The following is an 18,831-nucleotide window of genomic DNA, read 5'->3' as shown; positions in this document are numbered from 1 at the left end:
GCCGGGGAACACCCGTTTCGGCCATGCGTTGTGGTCGCACAGGGAGATCGATCATGGCCGAGAAATTCAATCCCGCCCCGCGCGACAAGCATGCGGTCGACCCGCGTGAGGCCGCTCGTCTCGACCGCGAGGCTGCGACGCAGCTCGACAAGGGACTCATGGATACGTTTCCGGCGTCCGATCCGGTGAGCCTGCAGCAGCCGTCGACGACGCGCGTGAAGGGTGGCGATCCCGGCGAGAGCGAGCAGCGCGAGCCGTCGCTATGGGACAAGGTGCGGTCGGTGTTCGCTCGTTGAACTATCAACTTCGCCGTCGTTCGTGTTCGATGCGTCTCTCGTTCTCCGTAGAAATACGGCTCTTGCCGTAGTCTTACGGTGCGCTTCGGATCGCGGCTGATCCCGCGCATTTCAGATTTAAATAAGATGTCCATGGGACTCTCGCGCCGTCCGGAGAGTTCCGCGGAATGGACGTTGCTGCGACCAAATCTGATAGAAGCCGTCTGCCGATGTGGGCGGCTGGCGTTCTCGCGCTGGTATGTGGCGCCATTGTCGCCTTCAGCGGCTGGAGCGAATGGGAATCGCGCAACGCCGAGCTGCACAACGCGGAGACCGATCTCGGCAATCTTGCGCGTTCGCTGACTCAACACGTCGAAGACTCGTTCGAGCTTGCGGACTCGCTGCTCCGCGGCGTCGTCGCCGCGCTGGAGACCGACGACGGCAAGCCCGGGGTGGCCACGCGGCTGCAGACGATTCTCAAGTCCAGAAAAGCCAACCTTGGCCGCATCCGCGGTGTGTTCGCCTATGACGAGAACGGCGACTGGATCGCGACCACCGAAGACGTCGTGCTGTCCAACTACAACAATGCCGATCGCGATTACTTCAGCCATCACCGGACGTCGGCCGACCGCTCGCTGCTGATCGGCCACCCGGTGCGCAGCAAGGCCGGGGGACAATGGGTGATCACGCTGTCGCGGCGCTGGAACCACAGCGATGGCCGGTTCGGCGGCGTCGTGGTGGCGACCATCGATGTCGCTTATTTTGCCCAATTCTACCGCCAGTTCGATGTCGGCCAGCACGGCTCGATCAGTCTGATCAGCCGCGACGGCGTTCTGCTCGCCGACAATTCCGAACCCAGTTCGCAGCTCGGCAAGCCTCCGATCGAGCAGATTCCCTATCACCCCACATCGGGTGCCTTGCACTTCCGGCGGCCTGACGAGAGCTCGGATCGCCTCGGCTTCTACCAGCACGCCCAGCGCTACCCGTTCCTGATGATCGTGGCCCGCTCCGAAGCGGATGTGCTCGCGGGCTGGCAGCGCGAGGCGCGTGTTCGTCTCTCGGTCCTCGTCTGTCTGGTCGCGCTGATCATTGCGATCGGGGTCTTCCTGGTCAAACAGCTGGTCAGGCGGCAGCAACTGGCGTCGGCGCTTGCGGCAAAGGAGGAGAACTTCCGGCTGATCGCCGAGGGGTCCAGCGACATCGTGACGCGCATCGAGCTCGACGAATGCATCGGCTACGTCTCGCCCTCGACGATGCGCGTTCTGGGATGGCATCCCTCGCAGCTGCTCGGCAAGCGTGCGATTTCCGGCGTGCATCCGCTCGATCGTCCGCAACTCCAGGAGATCCTCGATCAGCTCAGGAACGGAACCGCGGACGAAGCGCGCGCCACCTATCGCATGCGCCGTCGCGACCGGTCGGAGATCTGGGTCGAGGCCACCGTGCGCGCCACCCGTCGGCCGGACGGCACGCTCGATGGATTCGTCGCCGTGACGCGCGACGTGACCCAGCAGAAGACGCTGCAGGGCAGGCTCGAAACCCTGGCCATCGAGGACAGCCTCACCGGGCTTGCCAATCGCCGCCGCTTCGACGAGCGGCTGTTGGAGGAGTGGGGCAGGGCGTATCGCGACAAGACGTCGCTGGCGCTGCTGATGATCGACATCGACCACTTCAAGGCTTTCAACGACGCCTATGGCCATCCGGCCGGGGACGAATGCCTGCACAGGGTCGCCGTCATCCTGGCCGACGAGGCGCAGCGCAGCTCGGACTTTGCGGCGCGCTATGGCGGCGAGGAGTTCGCGATGCTGCTGCCGAACACCGATGCCGCAGGATGCGCCCGGCTCGGCGAGCGGATCCGGCGGGCGCTGCACGAGGCCGGCATCGTTCATGCCCACAATCCGGCCGGCATCGTGACGGCCAGCATCGGCGGCGCCGTTTGTCGTCCCGGCTTCGAACGTTCCGCCGGCCCGGCCTCGCTGATCGAGGCGGCCGACCGCGCGCTGTATGCCGCGAAGGATGGTGGGCGCGACCGCGTCGTCATGACCGCCGAGGTGATCGAGCTGTCGTCCAGCAAGGCGCCGACGACGGCTCCGGCGTGAGCCGGCGGTTGCGTCAGTAATGCGGCGGCCGCTCATTGCGCGGTCCCTCGGCCTGGTCCTGTGCGTCCGCGAGCCGCTCGACCAGCAGCGCAATCTGCCGCTTCAACGCATCGATCTCGCGCCACTGCGCGGTGATGGTCTGGTTCAGCGTCTCGATCGTGTCGTCCTGGAACGTCAGCCGCATTTCGAGCCGGTCGATCCGCTCGCTGATGTCCTCGCTCGACGGCTCAAAGCTGCTCATCGCGGACGTCCTCCTGGTCTGCGCCGGCGGCGATCGGCTGCTCCAGCAGCCCGTGCCCCAGCGCGACGCGTTCGTCGAACACGAAGCAGCCGCCGCGCCAGCGGCTGTCCTGTTCCGGGACCTCCTCCAGATATTTGAGGATGCCGCCCTTGAGATGGTAGACTTCGGCAAAACCCCGCGCGAGCAGCAGCGCGCTCGCCTTCTCGCAGCGGATGCCGCCGGTGCAGAACATCGCGATGCGCTTGTGCTTGTCTGGGTCGAGCGCCCGCGCGGCAAAATCCTTGAACTGGCCGAAGCTCTGCAGGCCGGGATCGAGCGCGCCTTCGAATGTTCCCATCGCGACCTCGAACGCGTTCCGCGTGTCGAGCACCACCACGTCAGGCGAGGCGATCAGCGCGTTCCAGTCGACGGCATCGACATAGGTCCCGACCTGCCGGGTCGGATCGGCGGCGGGATCACCGAGCGTCACGATCTCCCGCTTCAACCGCACCTTCAGCCGCTGGAACGGCATGGCTGCAGCGCTGGAGAGTTTCAGCTCCAGATTGTCCAGCCGTCCCGCGAATGCCTCTCCCTGGCGCAACTCCGTCACCAGCGCGGCGATGGCTTCGTTTGTCCCGGCGACGGTGCCGTTGATACCCTCCGCGGCGAGCAGGATGCTGCCCTTGATACCGTGCGCGGCGCAGAACGCCTTCAGCGGCTCGCGGAGGTCGCGAAAATCAGGCAATGCAACGAACTGATAGAAGGCAGCGACGGTCAGGGGCATGCGGCGGTTTACCAGCAGACCTGACCATAGAAAAGCTCGTAGCACCGGCCATTGCCGAGGCCGGAAGGAATGTGTCATGTACCCGGTCAGCCCTGGCAGTCCAGCCCTCCGACGATCACGCAGCGAGCAACGATGAGAAGCTTCCATTTCCCCGGCAGGTCCACGGTCCACGCCCAGAATGGCATGATCGCAACCTCGCACCCGCAGGCCGCGCTGGCCGGCATCGAGGTGCTGCGCGCCGGCGGGACCGCTGCGGACGCGGCCGTGGCGGCGTGCGCCCTGCTCGGCGTCATCGAGCCGCAGTCCACCGGTATCGGCGGCGACTGCTTCGCGCTGGTGCAGCCCAAGGGCGAGGGCCGGGTCACGGCCTATAACGGCTCGGGCCGGGCGCCGGCCGCCGCGACCGTGGATTGGTACCTCGAGCGCAAGATGCATTCGGTGCCGCTGACCTCGGCCCATGCCGTGTCGGTGCCGGGCGCGATCGATGCCTGGGACCGCATCCTGCGCGACCACGGCCGGCTCGGGCTCGACCGGCTGTTGCAGCCGGCCATCCGCGCCGCGGAGGAGGGCTATGTGGTGGCGCCGCGCGTCGCCTTCGACTGGAACAACCAGTTCGAGAAGCTCCGGAACGGCACCAACACCGCGCGCTATTTCCTGCCGCGCGGCAAGGCGGCGGTCGTCGGTGACGTGATCCGGCAGCCGGAGCTGGCGCAGACGCTCCGCGTCATCGCCAAGGAGGGGCCGAAGGGCTTCTACACCGGTGCGGTCGCCGAGGACATGGTGCAGACCCTGCGCGGCATCGGCGGCCTGCACACGCTGGAAGATTTCGCCAGCCACCAGACCGAGGTGACCGCGCCGATCGGCACCACCTACAAGGACCACGAGGTCTGGCAGTGCCCGCCGAACGGCCCGGGCATCACCATGCTGGTGATGCTGAACATCCTCTCGCGCTTCGACCTCACGCGCATCGATCCGCTCAGCGTCGAGCGCTTCCATCTCGAAGCCGAGGCGGCGCGCATCGCCTACATGATGCGCGAGCAGCATATCGGCGACCCCGAGCACATGACCACCGAGGTCGCGACCATCCTCGCCAAGGAGTTCGCCGACGAGTACATTTCGCAGATCAGCCTCGACAAGCTCCTGGACCTGCCGAGCGTCGCGCCGCCGATGAACCCGGAGACCGTGTACATCACGGTGGTCGACCGCGACCGCAACGTCTGTTCCTTCATCAACTCGATCGCCCATTCGTTCGGCTCGGCGATCGTCTCCAACGAGACCGGCGTGCTGCTGCAGAATCGCGCCGGCGGCTTCCGCATCCAGCCGGGCCATCCGAACTGCATCGCGCCTGGTAAGCGTCCGCTGCACACCATCATTCCGGCGCTGGCCACCAAGGCCGGCCGCGCCCAGATGTCGTTCGGCGTCATGGGCGGCCAGTACCAGCCGGTCGGCCAGACCCATGTGCTGACCAACATCCTCGACTATGGCTGCGACGTGCAGGAAGCGATCGATATGGCGCGTGGCCTGCACTACGAGGGCGTCTATCAGCTCGAGGACGGCGTGCCGGCCGAGGTGGTCGAAGGGCTGCAGAAGATCGGCCACAAGACCGCCAAGGTGGTCTCGCCGCTCGGCGGCGGCCAGGCGATCTGGATCGATTGGACCAAGGGCACCCTCACCGGCGGCTCCGATCCGCGCAAGGACGGCTGCGCACTGGGCTATTGAGGCGGGCGTCGCAGGCTCTGCTGGCGTCACCGCCGCGCGCCGTCCAGTAGGGTGGGCAAAGGCGCGCCGCGATTCATCAGCATGCCTCGCTGTCTCCCGCGCCGTGCCCACCATTCGCGCACCAGTCTCGCTGACAAACGGTGGACACGCTGCCGCCCTGCGGGCGGCCGCTTTGCCCACCCTACGCGGCCTAAACTTCGCTGTCGTCCCGGCCCTGCGCCGGGACCCATACCCCCAGGGAGTGGTTTGAGGCAGGCTGGTCATTGGCAATTTGCCCTTCACATCTGCTGCGGCGTATGTGTCCCGGATCGGCGCTGCGCCGCGCTACGCGCGTCGCAGCTTGTCCGGGACGACGCGTGGAGGGAGGTTGCTTCACATCTCAAACAGCATGGACATGGCGATACGATCTCGCGGCCTGCACGGCCCGAGGTCTGCGATCAGTTTGTCCCTCACAAAGAGTGCAAGGGCGCAGGGAATGCCGGGTGAGGGCCTCACCCATGGCCCGCCTGCGAAAAGAATGCAGGCGGCAGGTACCACAGGCAAAGCCGGTCATCCGGCATTCCCTGCGCGACAGTCTCACGCTTATACGCAGTCTCCCTGGTGCGCCGGGCTTGTTGGCCACCATTACCACGCGGCACGTCAGTGCCGTCGCGGCTTGATACCAGCGTCGGGGTATCAGGACGCTGCGACTTCACGTCCGCAAGCGATCGTTCGTCCGCACCCTCGTTTGAAGAGGATGCTGCGGTCTCTCGCGGCCATCGCATCCCCGCCTCGCGTGTCGTGACGATCGCGCGCAACGCCCCTTGCAGTGAGGCGGGATGGCCTACACAATCATAAATTCCGATAAAGCGCAAGGTGCTTATTTTTTTCAGAATTAGAGGCGGTGATCGTGTGAAGGGCGACGGGCTGGTCACCTGCGCCGCCATGCGCTAAACCGCGTCTCCCGTGAACGAGCAGAGGCAGTCCGAGCATGCGGCGTCCGATCGATCGAAGAGTTGTGCTGACGGTGGCGGCATCGGCAGCAGCCGCCGTGCTGGGCCCTCATGTGGCTTCGGCACAGACCAGTTCCGCCAAACCGACAGGAAAGACCATGACCACTCCCTCCGGACTGCAGATCATCGACACCAAGGAAGGCACCGGCGCGACGCCGTCGCGTGGCCAGACCTGCGTGATGCACTACACGGGCTGGCTCTACGAGAACGGCCAGAAGGGCAAGAAATTCGACTCGTCGGTGGATCGCAACGAGCCGTTCGAATTCCCGATCGGCATGAAGCGCGTGATCGCCGGCTGGGACGAGGGCGTGGCGACGATGAAGGTCGGCGGCAAGCGCACGCTGATCATCCCACCGGAGCTCGGCTACGGCGCTCGCGGCGCCGGCGGCGTGATCCCGCCGAATGCGACGCTGTTGTTCGACGTCGAACTGCTGGGCGTGAAATAAGTCGCAAATGGTCCCGGGTGGCAACAAAGCGTGATGCCCGATACAGCGCCCTCTCCCGCCCTGGCGAAGCTTTGCTTCGCTTGGGGGAGAGGGCGCATTCACGAGCGCCGGCGAGGATCCTGCAGCGATCTGGTTGGTCGTGGCCATCCATCATCGACTAACAACGAAAAGACCGGCCCGCGAAGGGCCGGTCTTGTTAGTCTCTCAAGCATCATCACGCGACATCAGCGGTCGCGCCGACCCTGCTCAAAGGTTCTTGTTCGCCGCGCCGGCGGCGCTGTTCACGGCGTCCTTGGTCGCCTCCTTGGCGTCGCCCATCGCCTTCTGGCCCTTGCCCTTCACTTCCTGGACGGCGCCTTCGCCCTGCAGGCGCTCGGAGCCAGTGGCTTCACCGATGCCCTGCTTGGCCTTGCCGATCGCCTCGTTGGTCGCGCCTTTGATCTTGTCCGTGGTCGAGCCCATGGTGTGTCTCCATTGTGTGTGTAGACTGCGCGGGGTCAACGCGGGTCTGGCGAAATGGTTCGCGGGGAACCCGAATGGCGCCGATGCGGCATTTCGACTAGAATCAGCTGGGTTCCCTCAGAGAACGTCGAGAAGAAGAAATCATGTCAGGTCCTCACGATCACGCGCACGGCCACTCCCACGATCACGCCGACGAGCGCTGGAAGCACGATGGCGTGCGCGTCATTCCCGGCAATCAGCTCGATTCCAATGTCCCTTCGACACCGGGCATGGACCGCAAGGCAGCGATCAATTTCGCGCGCGTCGGCGCGCAGAAGCTCTGGGCCGGTACCGTCACGATCAAGCCTGACGCCAAGACCGGCGCGCACCATCACGGCCATCTCGAAAGCGTGATCTACGTGGTGAAGGGCAAGGCGCGGATGCGCTGGGGCGAGCAGCTGCAGTTCACCGCGGAAGCCGGTCCCGGCGACTTCATCTTCGTGCCGCCCTACGTGCCGCACCAGGAGATCAACGCCAGCCGCGACGAGGTGCTGGAATGCGTGCTGGTGCGCAGCGACGGCGAGGCCGTGGCCATCAACATCGACATCGAGCCGGTCGAGAAGCCCGAGACGGTGCTCTGGGTCGACCCGGTGCATCGCGATCCGGCCGAGACGAAGTCGTGAGGCGCCGCGCGAGATAGGATTGACCGGCCGACCACGGGGATGCCGCCCTCCCTCTCCCCGTGAAGAACGGGGAGAGGGAGCGCGGCGTCGCTTGGGGATGGCAGGTCGGGCTCAATGAGGAATGCGAGCGGATATTCGCGTGTGCAAGAACTTATTTGTGCAGAGTGACGCCGCTCGCCGCGAGCGCCGCTGCAACTCCCTCTCCCCGTTCTTACGGGGGCGCGACGAGCTTCGTTCGCGCTGAGAGGGGCGGGGTGAGGGGCAGCCCCGCGGGAAGTGCTACTTGTTAGCTTCGGAGGCCTTCATCGAAAGCCAGTCCAAAACCCGCTACTTCGCCAGAAATGCCGTGCCGGCCGGGCCGTTGGCGACGGACATCGACAGGGCGCCGGGGGCGATGTTCCAGTTGGTGGCGTTCAGGATCAGGGTGTTGAACACCATGGTCACGCTGTTGCTCGAGACGTTGGACACCGAGTTGATGGTGACGTTGCGGCTGGGGAGATACATCAGGCCGGTGAAGGACGAACCGCTGGTGCCGTTGATCGGCAGGTTGCTCGTCGACAGGCCGGTCGGCTCGTACATCAGGATGTTGGCATAGGTGCCCGTGGTCGGCGCCGACAGCGTGGCGTTGACGTTGCCGTTGAAGGTGAGGGTCGCGTTCTGATCGACCAGGTAGAAGGTGACGCCGGTGCCGGTGACTGTCCAACTGGAGTTGAAGGTCATGCCGCCGTTCTTGATGACGTAGAGTCCGGGATTGAGCTTCAGCGTGCCGGAGCCGTTGAAATTGGTCCATCCGCAGTAGACGCCCGGATCGAGGGTCACGGTGCCGGAATCGTAGGTCTTGTTGTTGAAGGTGCAGGTCCCCACGGTCGGCACCGGCAGCGTGCCCGCGAACGGATCCGAGATCGCCGCGCAGCTGGTCTCGGCCGGCGGGTTGACGCCGCCGTTCTTGATGATGGTCGAGCCCTTGATGCAGATGCGCTTGGCGTTCAGCGTGGCGTTGAAGATCGCCGCGGGGCTCTGCGTCGACAGCACATGCACCTCGCAGGTCGGTGCATTGAGCTGGGCGCCGGAATTGACCAGCAGCGATTGCGAGTTGAGCGTGCTGACGAGCAGGATGCACACCGGCGTCCTGGTCTGGGCGCCGCCCTTGGCGGTGGCCGTGGCCGTGACGTCGAGCGACGTGGCGCCCATGACGTTCAGGAACGAAGTCGGGACCGTCGCATTGGCGGTGCCCGACACCGAACCATCAGTGTTCGCGACGAAGGTGGCGGACTTCGCCGTGCCGAAGCGGCTGGCGAAATCGCTCTTGAACACGGCGTCTGCCGTCGAGATCTGCTGTCCGCTGGGCTGGATCACTGCGGCCAGGACCGCGGCGTCGACCGACTTCTGCAACTTTGCCTTGACGTCGCCGGTCTTGGCGAGATCCACGGCCGCACCCACCGAGATCAGGATCGGGATGCTGGCGATCGCGAAGATCATGCTGATGTTGCCGTTCTCGGCACGGCAAAACCTGCGCGACAGACGGCGAAGGGAGTCGAGTGAGATCGATGCGGACATAGGTGCGACGCTTCCTGCTGGGTTGCTGTCCGAGGCTCGGCGCTGGCGAAGCGAGCCCGTGCTGCAGGAGTGGACCGCCAGACGTTACCGCCGACTGAATCCGGTTCCATAAAGAAACCTTTGGGAGCGCGGACGGGAACGGAAGGTTATCATTGTGTTTTACTAATTGTGGAGAAATGGCCCCTGGTACCATTCACCGGTGGTGAAGCCATCAGATACCTTCTAACGGCGGTACATCAGCTTGCTGTCAGTTGTGGGCCGGAGGAGGAGTTCTCCTCATCGTCGATGCGCGACTAATGCGAGTGTGCGTGCCAGATTCCACGTGATGCGAGCACGAGGCTGCAGACCAGGGCGTAGGCCACGAGCGATAGGGTGACCATGGCCGCCAGCGAGGCCATGCCGCCGCCGAGCAGGACGATGGCGACGAAACCGCCGCCGGCTGCGATCAGGATGCGCAGCGCGGAGCCCACAAAGGGCCACAGCACATGGCCAGCGCCCTGGCCGGCAAACGACAGCACGAAGCCGAAACCGAGCGCGGCATAGGCGGGGGCGACGGTGCGCAGGTAGGTGGCGCCTTCGTGCAGCACGTCGGCATCATGACTGAACAACGTGAGCCAGAGCGGCGGATGCAGCGCCACGATCAGCCCGATCGCGCCGACCAGGGCCGCACCGCTCAACGCGCTGATCCAGGCGATGCGGCGTGCGCGCGTGCCCTGGCCGGCACCGACATTGATGCCGACCATGGTGAGGGTGGCGGTGCACAGGCCGAACAGGATTGGTATCATGATATAGTCCAGCCGCGAGGCGATGCCGTAGGCGGCGAGCTCCGAGGTGCCGAACCGGCCGGCGAGCGCGGTTACCAGGATGACGGTGAGGTTGACCATGACGGCATTCAGCGCCGTCGGCAGGCCGACCCTGAGAATGTCGGCGAACAGCCGGCGCTGCAGCGGCGCGACGCGCACATGCAGGCTGGAGCGGCCCGAGGCCATGTAGCGCAGCAGCACGAGCATCGCGCCGCAGTAGTACAGTCCGAAGGCGATGCCCGCGCCGGCGATGCCGAGTGCCGGCAGCGGGCCGAGGCCGAAGATCAGCATCGGAGACGCGGGGATCATGACCAGCGCGCCGACCAGCGTGACCAGCGCCGGCACGCGGACATTGCCGACGCCGCGCAGCGCGGCGGCCTGCAGGTTGACGATCCACACCGGAATCGCGCCGGCGAACAGGTAGTTGGAATAGCGTAAGCCCGCCTCGAGCGCGCCGGCGCGGCCGCCGAGCGCGTGATACAGTGCCGGACCTGACAGCGTGATGGCGAGCGTGAACAGGCCGCCGGCGATCACCGCGAGCACGATGGCATGAAAGGCGATGGCGTCGGCATCGGCCTGGCGCCCCGCGCCCACAGCGCGCGCGACCGCAGAGGAGACGCCGCTGCCGATGCCGCCATTGGACATCATCGTCATCAGCATGAACAGCGGGAACACCAGCGCGGCGCCCGCCAGCGCATCGGTGCCGAGGAAGCCGACATAATAGGCCTCGGCGACGTTCACCGCGGTCTGCGCCACCAGCACCGACATCGTCGGCAGCGCCAGGCGGACCAGGGTCGGCAGCACCGGACCGCTCAACAGCGCCGCACGCGTCGCCGCGGCCTTGCTGCGCGACGGATCGGCGACGCCGGGAGAGGGCAGCTTGTCCGGGACGCCGGTCTGCGGCGCCTCGCGGGCCTGGGTCGAAACGTCCATCCTGCCTCCCGCACGCCCGGCAAGCCCGAGGCGTTTGAATGACGATCGTCATTCAATAGGGCCGCAGCCGCGCAGGGGCAAGGGAAGCGCGGCGCAGACCGATCATGAATTCTTGAAGTAACGGCTGCAGGTTCGCCGCGCGCAGGACGGCGGGGTGTGGCTAGTAATGGACGCGCAGGCCGATGCCGCCGTGAATGGTGTTGCCGACCGGCTGCGGGCCGAGCGTGCCGTTGACGAACAGGTCGGCGATCCAGCCCTGGGAAAGCCGGAAGCCGAGCCGGCCGCCATATTCGAACCAACCCTGGTTGCCCATGGTCGGCGTCACCGTGCCGTTGCCGGTAACGGTGGCGACGATGCCGGACCGGGTGCCGAACGACTGCACGTAGCCGCCATTGATGTTGGCCTCGATGGTCGAGCCGAACAGATGCGTCCACTGGCCGCCGACCTTGACCAGGCTGGTGCGGTCGGTGCCGCCGGCGATCGCGGCGTCGGAGGGGTTGAACGTCACGGTGGGATCGCGATAGGCGGCGACGTTCTGCCACAGCTGCCACAGCTCGACCGAGGCGGCGAGCTCGTCGCGCGGCGACATCCGGCTGATCCAGCCGGCGCGGCCATAGACCGCGTAGTTCGACGCCGTCGTCGTGCCGTCGACCGTCACCGTGCCGAGGCTCGTGTTGTAGCTGCGGCCGTAGCGCACGCGCTCATGCGGCGTCAGGATGGTGCCGACGTCGAAGAACGGCCGCGACGATCCCCAGTCGGTGGCGTCGTAGCGCAAGGCGAAGGCGCCGATCGGCGCCGACGTCACGTGATAGCCGTTCTCGTTGTACTGGGTGTAGGCGAGGCCGGCGAGCAAAGCGAGATTGCCGGTGAGCTGCTTGCGGCCATGGATACCGGCTGAGAACGAGCCGGCCGAGCCGAACGCGCTGATGCAGTCGTTGCAATTGACCTGCTCGTTGACGCCGAGCAGCACCAGGCCGAGCACCCGGTTGGTGATCATCTGGTTGAAGCGCTGGTCGGCGAGCCTGTTGACCGCGCCGCGGCTGGAATCGGCGCCGTTGGGCGTCGGCGAGGCGGCAGGCGACGGCGTCGGCGTCGGCGTCGGGCAAGGCACCGCGTTGATGGTCTCGACGTTGCAGCCGCTCTGGGCCGCGGCCGGGACGGCCTGCCAGGCGAGCGCGAAGCTGGCCACGGCCATGATGAGGAGGAGCGGGCGGGCGCGCATCGTCATCGCCCACACAGGATGCCGGTGAAGTCTTGCGGCGGCGCGTTGCTGGCGAGATCGGTGACGGTGCACAATCCGGTCGTCGAGGTGCAGGTCGCCGCAAAGCTCCAGGACGGATTGTTGGTCTTCGTGATCGTGCTGCGGCCCTGGCCGGTCGCGGTGATGATCGCGGTGTCGCCCGGCTGGGTCAGCTCGATGCACTGGAAGGTGAGGGTGCAGACGCGCGATGCGCCCTCCTGCAGCACGACCATGGTCTGGCCGCGCTGCGACCTGATGTCGAGGATGGTGCCGCGCACGCCGATGGTCGCGAGCGGCGTGTTGATCTTGTAGGCGGCCTTTTCGGAATGACCGGTGACGAAGCGGAACGCGCCAGTGCCGAGCCGGATGGCGATGTCGCGATAGCTGGTCTCGTCGTTGAAGACGGTGCGGTCGAGCGTCAGGGTCGCGTTCGGGCCGAGCGAGAGGTTGGTGCTGTCGAGCATCACGAGCCGGGCGGCGCTGTCGCTGCCGGTGCGCACGGTCTCGTTGCGCACGACGCCGTCGCCGACGCTGATCGGGCTGCTCGCGGCGCCGGCCACGCGCGCGACGTCCTTCTGCACCAGCACCGCCTCGCCGATGCGGCTGTCGGCCAGCACCGGGCCCGCCGCGGCCAGCAGGGCGGCGGTCGAGACGGCGGCCACGATTGTACGGCGACGCAGGCTCATGTCAGACTCGACGATGGTTCCCCGCGATCCTAGCGCAAGACGGGCCGCAGGAATGTTGTAAGATGGACACAAGTCGGTCGTGATGCGCAACGCTGGTTAGTTGCGCCCATGGTGAGATCAGTTCAATCGCATGCCCACGAAGGTATCCGCTTCTCGCCACACGGCTGACGACGACACCGACGACGCGGCGCCGGCGCGCGCGGATTCGCTGCGCCGCTCCGTGCTGACGACATTGCTGATCTTCGCGATCGCGCATGTGCTGCTGATGGTCGGCCTCGCCTCGCCGCCGAAATTCATGTTTGACGAGGTGCACTATGTGCCGGCCGCGCGGCAGATGCTCGGCGTTTCGCCTGTGAGCCCGCAGCTCAATCCGATGCACCCGCCGCTTGCCAAGCAACTCATTGCGCTGTCGATCAGGACGTTCGGCGACAATCCGTTCGCGTGGCGCTATCCCGGTACCGTGCTCGGCGGGCTCGCCATCGCCGCGATCTATCTGTGTGGACTGGCCCTGTTCGCGGCGCAGGGACCGGCGCTCACGGCGGCGCTGCTCGCCTTCGTCAACCAGATGCTGTTCGTGCAGGCGCGCGCCGCGATGCTCGACATCGGCGCGCTCGGCTTCAGCCTGCTCGCGATCGCCGCCTTCCTGTTCAGCTTCCGGCTGAGGCGGCCACAAGCCGTGTTTGCTTTGGCGGGCGCGATGTTCGGGCTTGCCATCGCCTGCAAATGGAGCGGGCTGTTTCCGCTGCTGACGGCGCTCATGATCATCGGCGTGATCAAGCTGCTGCAGCATTGGCAGACGACGTTCGGCGATCCCGAGCCGACCGACTGGTATCAGCCCGAGCAATGGCCGCAACTGCGATGGTGGCACGTCGCGCTGTGCCTCGGCGTGCTTCCGGCGCTGTGCTATCTCGCGACCTTCGTTCCGCTGCACGGGCTGTCGATTGGCGCGATTTTCGAGGCGCAGCGGCGCATCTTTGCCGACAGCGTCACGACCGCGATCGCCGGCCACACCTATATGAGCGCGTGGCCGACCTGGCCGTTCCTGGTCCGCCCGGTCTGGTTCCTGTTCGACAAGGCAGGCGACAACGACATCGCCGCGGTGGTGCTGCTCGGCAATCCGCTGGTGCTGTGGCCCGCAGTGCTGGCGGTCGTCGCCTGTGCCTGGGACTTCGCTGCACGGCGCAGCGCGGCCGCGTTCCTGATCCTGGCGTTCTATCTCGGCTGCTATCTGCCCTGGGCGCTGCTGCCGCGGGCGCTGAGCTTCCTGTACTACTATCTGCCGTCGGCGACGCTGGCGAGCCTCGCGCTCGTGCACGTCCTCACACGGCTGCCGCGCTGGGCGACATGGGCCTATGTCGCCGTCGCCGTCGCCGGCTTCCTCGCGCTGCTGCCGGTCAGCGCCGCCTTCCTCGGCACGACGATGCAGACCTTCACAAGGCTGATGCTGTTCCAGAGCTGGATCTGACGACGCTCAAAAAAACGCCCCGCCTGCCAGGGGATCTCGAGCAGGCGGGGCGATGCGCGGCGGAGCGCTCACTTCGCCGCGGTCTTGGTGTCCATGTTGACGACCTGGACGCGACGGTTGAGCGGATCGGCCGGGTTCGCCGCATCCTTCAGCTTGGTCTTGCCATAGCCGACGGTGACGAGGTCCTGGCCGGTCAGGCCGAACTTCTCGACCAGATAGCGCTTGATGGTGTCGGCGCGCCGCTCGGACAGGCCCTGATTGAAGCTCTCGCCGCCGATGCCGTCGGTATGGCCGGCGACCACGAAGGTCGAGCCCTTCAGGTTCGGATCGGACAGCGCCTTGCCGAGCTCCTGCACCGCCGGCATCGACGCCTTGCTGATATCGGCCGAGTTGTAGTCGAACTGGATCTCGAGATCGATCTTCGGCTTGGTGGCGGCGAGTTCGGCGATCTGCTCGCGCTCGCCGAGCGACAGCGAGCGTGTCTTGCGGTTGCGCATGCTGTCGAGGAACGCGGCCTGCTTCGCCTGCGCCGCGGTGTCGACCGGCTGGGCCGCCTGCGGCCCAACCGTCAGGCCGCGCGTGGCGGATTTCGGCTTCAGCGCATTCAGGATCTGGTCGGCCGACACGGCTTCGCCGGCAAGAGCCACACCTGCGCTCATCGTCACCAGGGCGGACAGCGTGGCGGCTTGAATTGCAAAACGTCCAAAATATCGGGTCATCGTCGTCATCCTCGGGTCGTCATGACCTATGGCCATTGGATGTGCCGAGACTACAACCGGTTCAAAGCGTTCGAATGTGATTGATGTCACTCAGCGCCGCCGGCTGGTCTGTTCGCGCGCCGGCACGGCGGGTGCTGCGAGGTTGTCGCAAAGCCATCGGGCCTCGGCCGGCCTGCCAACAACAAATCGGCAAGATGCGGTTCTACCGGATATCCATCGCCGGAAAAAAATCGCAAACGGGGGGTGCGACGCAGGCCAGCGGCGAATTGAGTCAAGAAACGCCAACAGAAAAGCTATAGCCGTGTTCAACTCATCACCCAGGCGCGACTACCAGTCTCATCGGGCCGGCAGCCAGGACCAGGCGGGATCCTCGAGTTCCATGTCGACGCTGATCGGCGCCGGCATCATCGCCGCCTCGATCCTGCTGTCGACGCTGATCACCGCGGTCGGCAACCGTTATGTCGGTTTGGAGAGTCCTGCCGATGACACGGCCTGGCTGGTCGATCGGCTGACGGGGCGGATCTACAAATGCCGCGCGCCCGATCCTGGCCGCGCCAGCTGCAGGACCGAGATCGCGACCGGCAGCATTCCGGACAAGGCCAAGCAGTAAGTTCCGCGGCGGGATCTGCTGCGTAATTGCCGTTGCGGGTGTGGGTCCGAATCTCGCACCATTGTTCCGTCATGGCTTCCGTTCCCACGCCTGTTGCGCTCTCGAAAACGGCCGCGCGCCGGATCTGGCTGCGCGCCCAGCGCCTCGATGCCGAGGCGCCGTTCGGCGCGGGCGCGGACGCGGTCGCTGCGGCCATCGCTCATCTCGGTTACGTGCAGATCGACACCATCAATGTCGTCGAACGCTGTCACCACCACATCCTGTTCAGCCGCATTCCGAGCTATCGCCGCGCCGATCTCAGGCAGGCGCAGAGCGTCGACAGGTCGGTCTTCGAATATTGGACCCACGCGCTGTCTTATGTGCCGGCGCAGGATTTCCGCTACTTCGTCCCGGCGATGCGGCGCTATCGCCGTGAAGGACATCGCTGGCTCACGACGGTGAAGCCCGAGGACAGCCGCAAGGTGATGCGGCTGATCCGCCAGGGCGGTGCGCTGACCATTCGCGACATCGACGACGACGAGTTGCGTGAGAAGGATCACGCCTGGGCCAGCCGCAAGCCGTCGAAGCGCGCGCTGCAGCTCGGCTTCTACGAGGGCGTGCTGACGGTCGCGGGCCGCGACGGTATGCTCAAGACCTATGATCTCACCACCCGGCATTTCGGCTGGGAGCGGCTGCCGAAGGGCGTCACAGAGCGCGAGATCACGGCCTATCTGCTCGACCGCGGGCTGCGCGCCCAGGGCATCGTCAGCCTCGACTCGCTGTGCCATCTCAACGCTTCGCGCAAGGCGGACGTGCGCCGCGTCATCGAGGCCCGGGTGCGGCGCCGCGAGCTGGTGCCGGTGGCACTGGAAGGCGCCGGACGGCAGGAGCACTGGGCCGCGCCGGCCGCGCTCGAGGAACCGATCGAGATCAGTCCCGAGCGGGTTCACATCCTGTCGCCGTTCGATCCGCTGATTATCCAACGCAAGCGGACGCAGCTGATCTTCGACTACACGCATCTGTTCGAAGCCTACGTGCCGAAGGAAAAGCGCAAGCTCGGCTATTTCGCGCTGCCCGTCCTGGCCGGCGAGGACATCGTGGCGGCGCTGGACCTCAAGACCGACCGCCAGAACGGCAAGCTGCTGATGCAGAAATGGAGCTGGGTCGGTCCGGGCAAGGCGGCGCGCGGCGACGCCCGGACGGATCTGAAGCGGCGCATCGAGGAGGAGCTGCACCGGTTTCAGCGCTTTCAGCTCGGCGACTGATCGGGCTCGGCGCGCGCCGCGGCGACCGCGAGCAGCGTGCGATCGATCCCGATGCCGATGAGGATGCCGGCGACATAAGCTGCGATATTCCACAGCGAGAAGATCCGTCCGAGCAGCAGGGCGCCGGCGAGCGTCAGGCGGAAGCTGTCGAGCCACGGCGTGTGAACCAGCCGGCTTGCCTCGACGATGACGGCCACGGCCAGTGCAAGCAGGCCAGTCTGCCGCCATGACATCAGCGGCAGCAGCGCGACGAGCAGCACATAGACCATCGTCGCCCACAGGACGGAGCCGCCATATTTGACCACGAAGACAGGAAGGCCGAGGCCGCGACCGTAGACCCTCAAGCCGAGCCCGAGCGCGATCACGACCAGCGCCGTCACGACTGCGAGGCCGGCGCGTCGGCGTGCGTCAGCTGAGCTCAGCATGTGCGATGACGTGCTGGCGATGCAGTTCCCGCGCACCCGCGATGTGTCGCTGTCCGACAGCCTGCTTCCGATTGCCTCGCCACCACTCAGTTCTCGCTGCCGGTGCTCGCCTCAACCGCGCTGATCGCGGTCGTCGTCTGGATGGAGCTTACTGCTCGCCGCGCGTCCTGCCAGAGGTTGGCGGTCCTGTTGGCCGTTCGGAGCCTGCCCAGCGCGTGAGCACCTGCGGCAACATGTCCAGATGTTCACGAAGTCCTGATCACTGACGATTATTGACATTCGTCAATCAACAATCGACATTCCTTCGCAACAGCAGCGAAGGGGTATCCGATGCTCGTCCAGGTTTTTTCCAGCTTTTCCAGGCTGTTGAGCGGCGCAGCCCTGGCCGCCTTGGCGATCTCGCTCGCCGGCTGCAATGAAACCGTCGCCCAGAAGGCTGAGCCGGTCAGGCCGGTTCTGGTCGCCCCGGTCCATTACGAGGCCGAGACGCCGGAGCGCAGCTTCGTCGGCACGGTCCGGCCGCGGATCGAGGCCGACATCGGCTTCCGGGTCGCCGGCAAGGTGGCCAAGCGCTTGGTCGAGGTCGGCCAGACCGTGGAGGTCGGCCAGCCGCTGGCCACGCTCGACGAGGTCGATCTGAAGCTGCAGGCCGAGCAGGCCGAGGCCGAATTCCGCGCCGCCACCGGCGTGCTGGCGCAGGCCTCGGCTGCCGAGACCCGCGCCAAGGAGCTGCGGGCCAAAGGCTGGACCACGGATGCGCAGATGGACCAGGCCAAGGCTTCGGCCGATGAAGCGCGCGCGCGGCTGAATCGCGCCGAGCGTTCGGTCGAGCTGACCCGCAATTCGCTGTCCTATGCAACCTTGGCGGCGGATGCGCGCGGTGTCGTCACCGCCAGCATGATCGAGCCGGGCGTTGTGGTCGCCGCCGGCCAGGCCGCGGTCCGCGTCGCGCGCTTCGCGGAGAAGGAGGCTGTCGTCGCGATCCCCGAGACACTGCTCGAGCGCGCCAAGACCGGCAGCGCCTATGTCACGCTGTGGTCGGACGCCGATAGGAAATATGCGGCGAAGCTGCGCGAGATCGCGCCGGCCGCCGATCCGGCGACGCGCACCTATCTCGCCAAGTTCTCGCTGCCGGACGCCGGCGACGCCGTCTCGCTCGGCATGACCGCGACCCTGACGCTCGCCGATCCCGCCACCACGCGCGTCGCGCGGCTGCCGCTGTCGGCGCTGTTCAGCGACGGCCGTGATCCGTCGCTCTACGTCGTCAACGACAAGGGCGAGGTGACGCTGAAGCCGGTCAAGGTGAAGGCCTATGACAGCAAGGACGTGCTGGTCACGTCAGGCGTCGACGAGGGCGAGAAGGTCGTCGCGCTCGGCGTGCAGAAGATCGACCCCGCGCAGAAGGTGCGCGTGGTCTCGGCACTGACGTTCTGATGGCCTCTTGGTTCGAGACGCGCGGCGTCGCCGCGCTCCTCACCATGAGGAGCTAAACC

Annotated in this window: 18 protein-coding genes; 9 read left to right on the top strand and 9 right to left on the bottom strand. The window is 66.2% G+C overall.

All coding sequences use genetic code 11. The features are described from left to right. Nucleotides 1-53: 53 nt before the first annotated feature. Together ACQR1I_RS28555 and ACQR1I_RS28550 are read left to right on the top strand one after the other, a co-directional pair. Nucleotides 54-296 (top strand): hypothetical protein, encoded by a 243-nt coding sequence (locus ACQR1I_RS28555; RefSeq protein WP_434868650.1) that lies wholly within the window; start codon nt 54-56, stop codon nt 294-296. A gap of 167 nt (nt 297-463) precedes the next feature. Beyond that, entirely contained in the window at nt 464-2,371 is a 1,908-nt protein-coding gene (locus ACQR1I_RS28550) for a sensor domain-containing diguanylate cyclase (protein ID WP_434868649.1), read from the top strand. Nucleotides 2,372-2,384: 13 nt separating this feature from the next. On the opposite strand, the gene ACQR1I_RS28545 is transcribed toward ACQR1I_RS28550, so the two are convergent. Then, on the bottom strand, nt 2,385-2,612 hold the full coding sequence (locus ACQR1I_RS28545) for a SlyX family protein (RefSeq protein WP_434868648.1): 228 nt from the start codon (nt 2,610-2,612) through the stop codon (nt 2,385-2,387). Further along, nucleotides 2,599-3,375, bottom strand: coding sequence for a rhodanese-related sulfurtransferase (locus ACQR1I_RS28540; protein ID WP_434868647.1), 777 nt, complete (start codon nt 3,373-3,375; stop codon nt 2,599-2,601). The genes ACQR1I_RS28545 and ACQR1I_RS28540 overlap by 14 nt, the downstream gene beginning before the upstream one ends. Before the next feature lie 132 nt (nt 3,376-3,507). Here ACQR1I_RS28540 and ggt point away from each other — a divergent pair, with 132 nt between their 5' ends. Then, a complete protein-coding gene (gene ggt, locus ACQR1I_RS28535) occupies nt 3,508-5,094 on the top strand; it encodes a gamma-glutamyltransferase (RefSeq protein WP_434868646.1) in 1,587 nt (528 codons plus the stop codon). Between the two features lie 970 nt (nt 5,095-6,064). Next, a complete protein-coding gene (locus ACQR1I_RS28530) occupies nt 6,065-6,532 on the top strand; it encodes an FKBP-type peptidyl-prolyl cis-trans isomerase (RefSeq protein ID WP_434868645.1) in 468 nt (155 codons plus the stop codon). A gap of 246 nt (nt 6,533-6,778) precedes the next feature. Here the strand turns inward: ACQR1I_RS28530 and ACQR1I_RS28525 are convergent, their stop codons facing one another. Further along, nucleotides 6,779-6,994: a CsbD family protein gene (locus ACQR1I_RS28525; RefSeq protein ID WP_434868644.1), complete on the bottom strand. Its 216-nt coding sequence runs from the start codon at nt 6,992-6,994 to the stop codon at nt 6,779-6,781. 143 nt (nt 6,995-7,137) lie between these two features. Between ACQR1I_RS28525 and ACQR1I_RS28520 the strand changes: the two genes are divergently transcribed. Beyond that, nucleotides 7,138-7,656 carry a cupin domain-containing protein gene (locus ACQR1I_RS28520; RefSeq protein ID WP_434868643.1) on the top strand — a complete coding sequence of 173 codons (519 nt, stop codon included), beginning with the start codon at nt 7,138-7,140 and terminating at the stop codon, nt 7,654-7,656. Between the two features lie 327 nt (nt 7,657-7,983). On the opposite strand, the gene ACQR1I_RS28515 is transcribed toward ACQR1I_RS28520, so the two are convergent. From ACQR1I_RS28515 to ACQR1I_RS28500, 4 genes are all read right to left on the bottom strand, one after another. Next, complete coding sequence (locus tag ACQR1I_RS28515) at nt 7,984-9,213, bottom strand: TadE/TadG family type IV pilus assembly protein (protein WP_434868642.1); 1,230 nt, start codon at nt 9,211-9,213, stop codon at nt 7,984-7,986. A gap of 293 nt (nt 9,214-9,506) precedes the next feature. Further along, nucleotides 9,507-10,949, bottom strand: a complete 1,443-nt coding sequence (locus tag ACQR1I_RS28510) for an MATE family efflux transporter (RefSeq protein ID WP_434868641.1) — start codon at nt 10,947-10,949, stop codon at nt 9,507-9,509. A 160-nt stretch (nt 10,950-11,109) separates the two neighbouring features. Further along, the gene (locus ACQR1I_RS28505) at nt 11,110-12,177 is read right to left on the bottom strand and encodes a hypothetical protein (RefSeq protein ID WP_434868640.1); all 1,068 of its coding nucleotides are present in this window, start codon (nt 12,175-12,177) and stop codon (nt 11,110-11,112) included. Continuing rightward, on the bottom strand, nt 12,174-12,875 hold the full coding sequence (locus ACQR1I_RS28500) for a FecR family protein (protein ID WP_434868639.1): 702 nt from the start codon (nt 12,873-12,875) through the stop codon (nt 12,174-12,176). Before ACQR1I_RS28500 ends, ACQR1I_RS28505 begins: the two co-directional genes overlap by 4 nt. Before the next feature lie 130 nt (nt 12,876-13,005). On the opposite strand from ACQR1I_RS28500, the gene ACQR1I_RS28495 reads away from it, so the two are divergent. After that, nucleotides 13,006-14,340 (top strand): glycosyltransferase family 39 protein, encoded by a 1,335-nt coding sequence (locus tag ACQR1I_RS28495; protein WP_434868638.1) that lies wholly within the window; start codon nt 13,006-13,008, stop codon nt 14,338-14,340. 68 nt (nt 14,341-14,408) lie between these two features. Here the strand turns inward: ACQR1I_RS28495 and ACQR1I_RS28490 are convergent, their stop codons facing one another. After that, nucleotides 14,409-15,059 (bottom strand): OmpA family protein, encoded by a 651-nt coding sequence (locus tag ACQR1I_RS28490; protein ID WP_434868637.1) that lies wholly within the window; start codon nt 15,057-15,059, stop codon nt 14,409-14,411. 379 nt (nt 15,060-15,438) lie between these two features. Between ACQR1I_RS28490 and ACQR1I_RS28485 the strand changes: the two genes are divergently transcribed. Beyond that, nucleotides 15,439-15,669, top strand: a complete 231-nt coding sequence (locus tag ACQR1I_RS28485) for a hypothetical protein (RefSeq protein ID WP_434868636.1) — start codon at nt 15,439-15,441, stop codon at nt 15,667-15,669. A gap of 71 nt (nt 15,670-15,740) precedes the next feature. Further along, nucleotides 15,741-16,913 (top strand): winged helix-turn-helix domain-containing protein, encoded by a 1,173-nt coding sequence (locus ACQR1I_RS28480; RefSeq protein WP_434868635.1) that lies wholly within the window; start codon nt 15,741-15,743, stop codon nt 16,911-16,913. Here the strand turns inward: ACQR1I_RS28480 and ACQR1I_RS28475 are convergent. Beyond that, entirely contained in the window at nt 16,898-17,338 is a 441-nt protein-coding gene (locus tag ACQR1I_RS28475) for a DUF2809 domain-containing protein (RefSeq protein WP_434868634.1), read from the bottom strand. The two genes, ACQR1I_RS28480 and ACQR1I_RS28475, sit on opposite strands and share 16 nt — an antisense overlap. Before the next feature lie 330 nt (nt 17,339-17,668). Between ACQR1I_RS28475 and ACQR1I_RS28470 the strand changes: the two genes are divergently transcribed. Beyond that, a complete protein-coding gene (locus tag ACQR1I_RS28470) occupies nt 17,669-18,772 on the top strand; it encodes an efflux RND transporter periplasmic adaptor subunit (protein ID WP_434868633.1) in 1,104 nt (367 codons plus the stop codon). Nucleotides 18,773-18,831 lie beyond the last annotated feature (59 nt).

The sequence above is a fragment of the Bradyrhizobium sp. HKCCYLS2038 genome, assembly GCF_051167655.1.
GTDB lineage: Bacteria > Pseudomonadota > Alphaproteobacteria > Rhizobiales > Xanthobacteraceae > Bradyrhizobium.
Note: the sequence above shows the minus strand (reverse complement) of the source record. Positions and strands in the feature narration are given on the sequence as shown.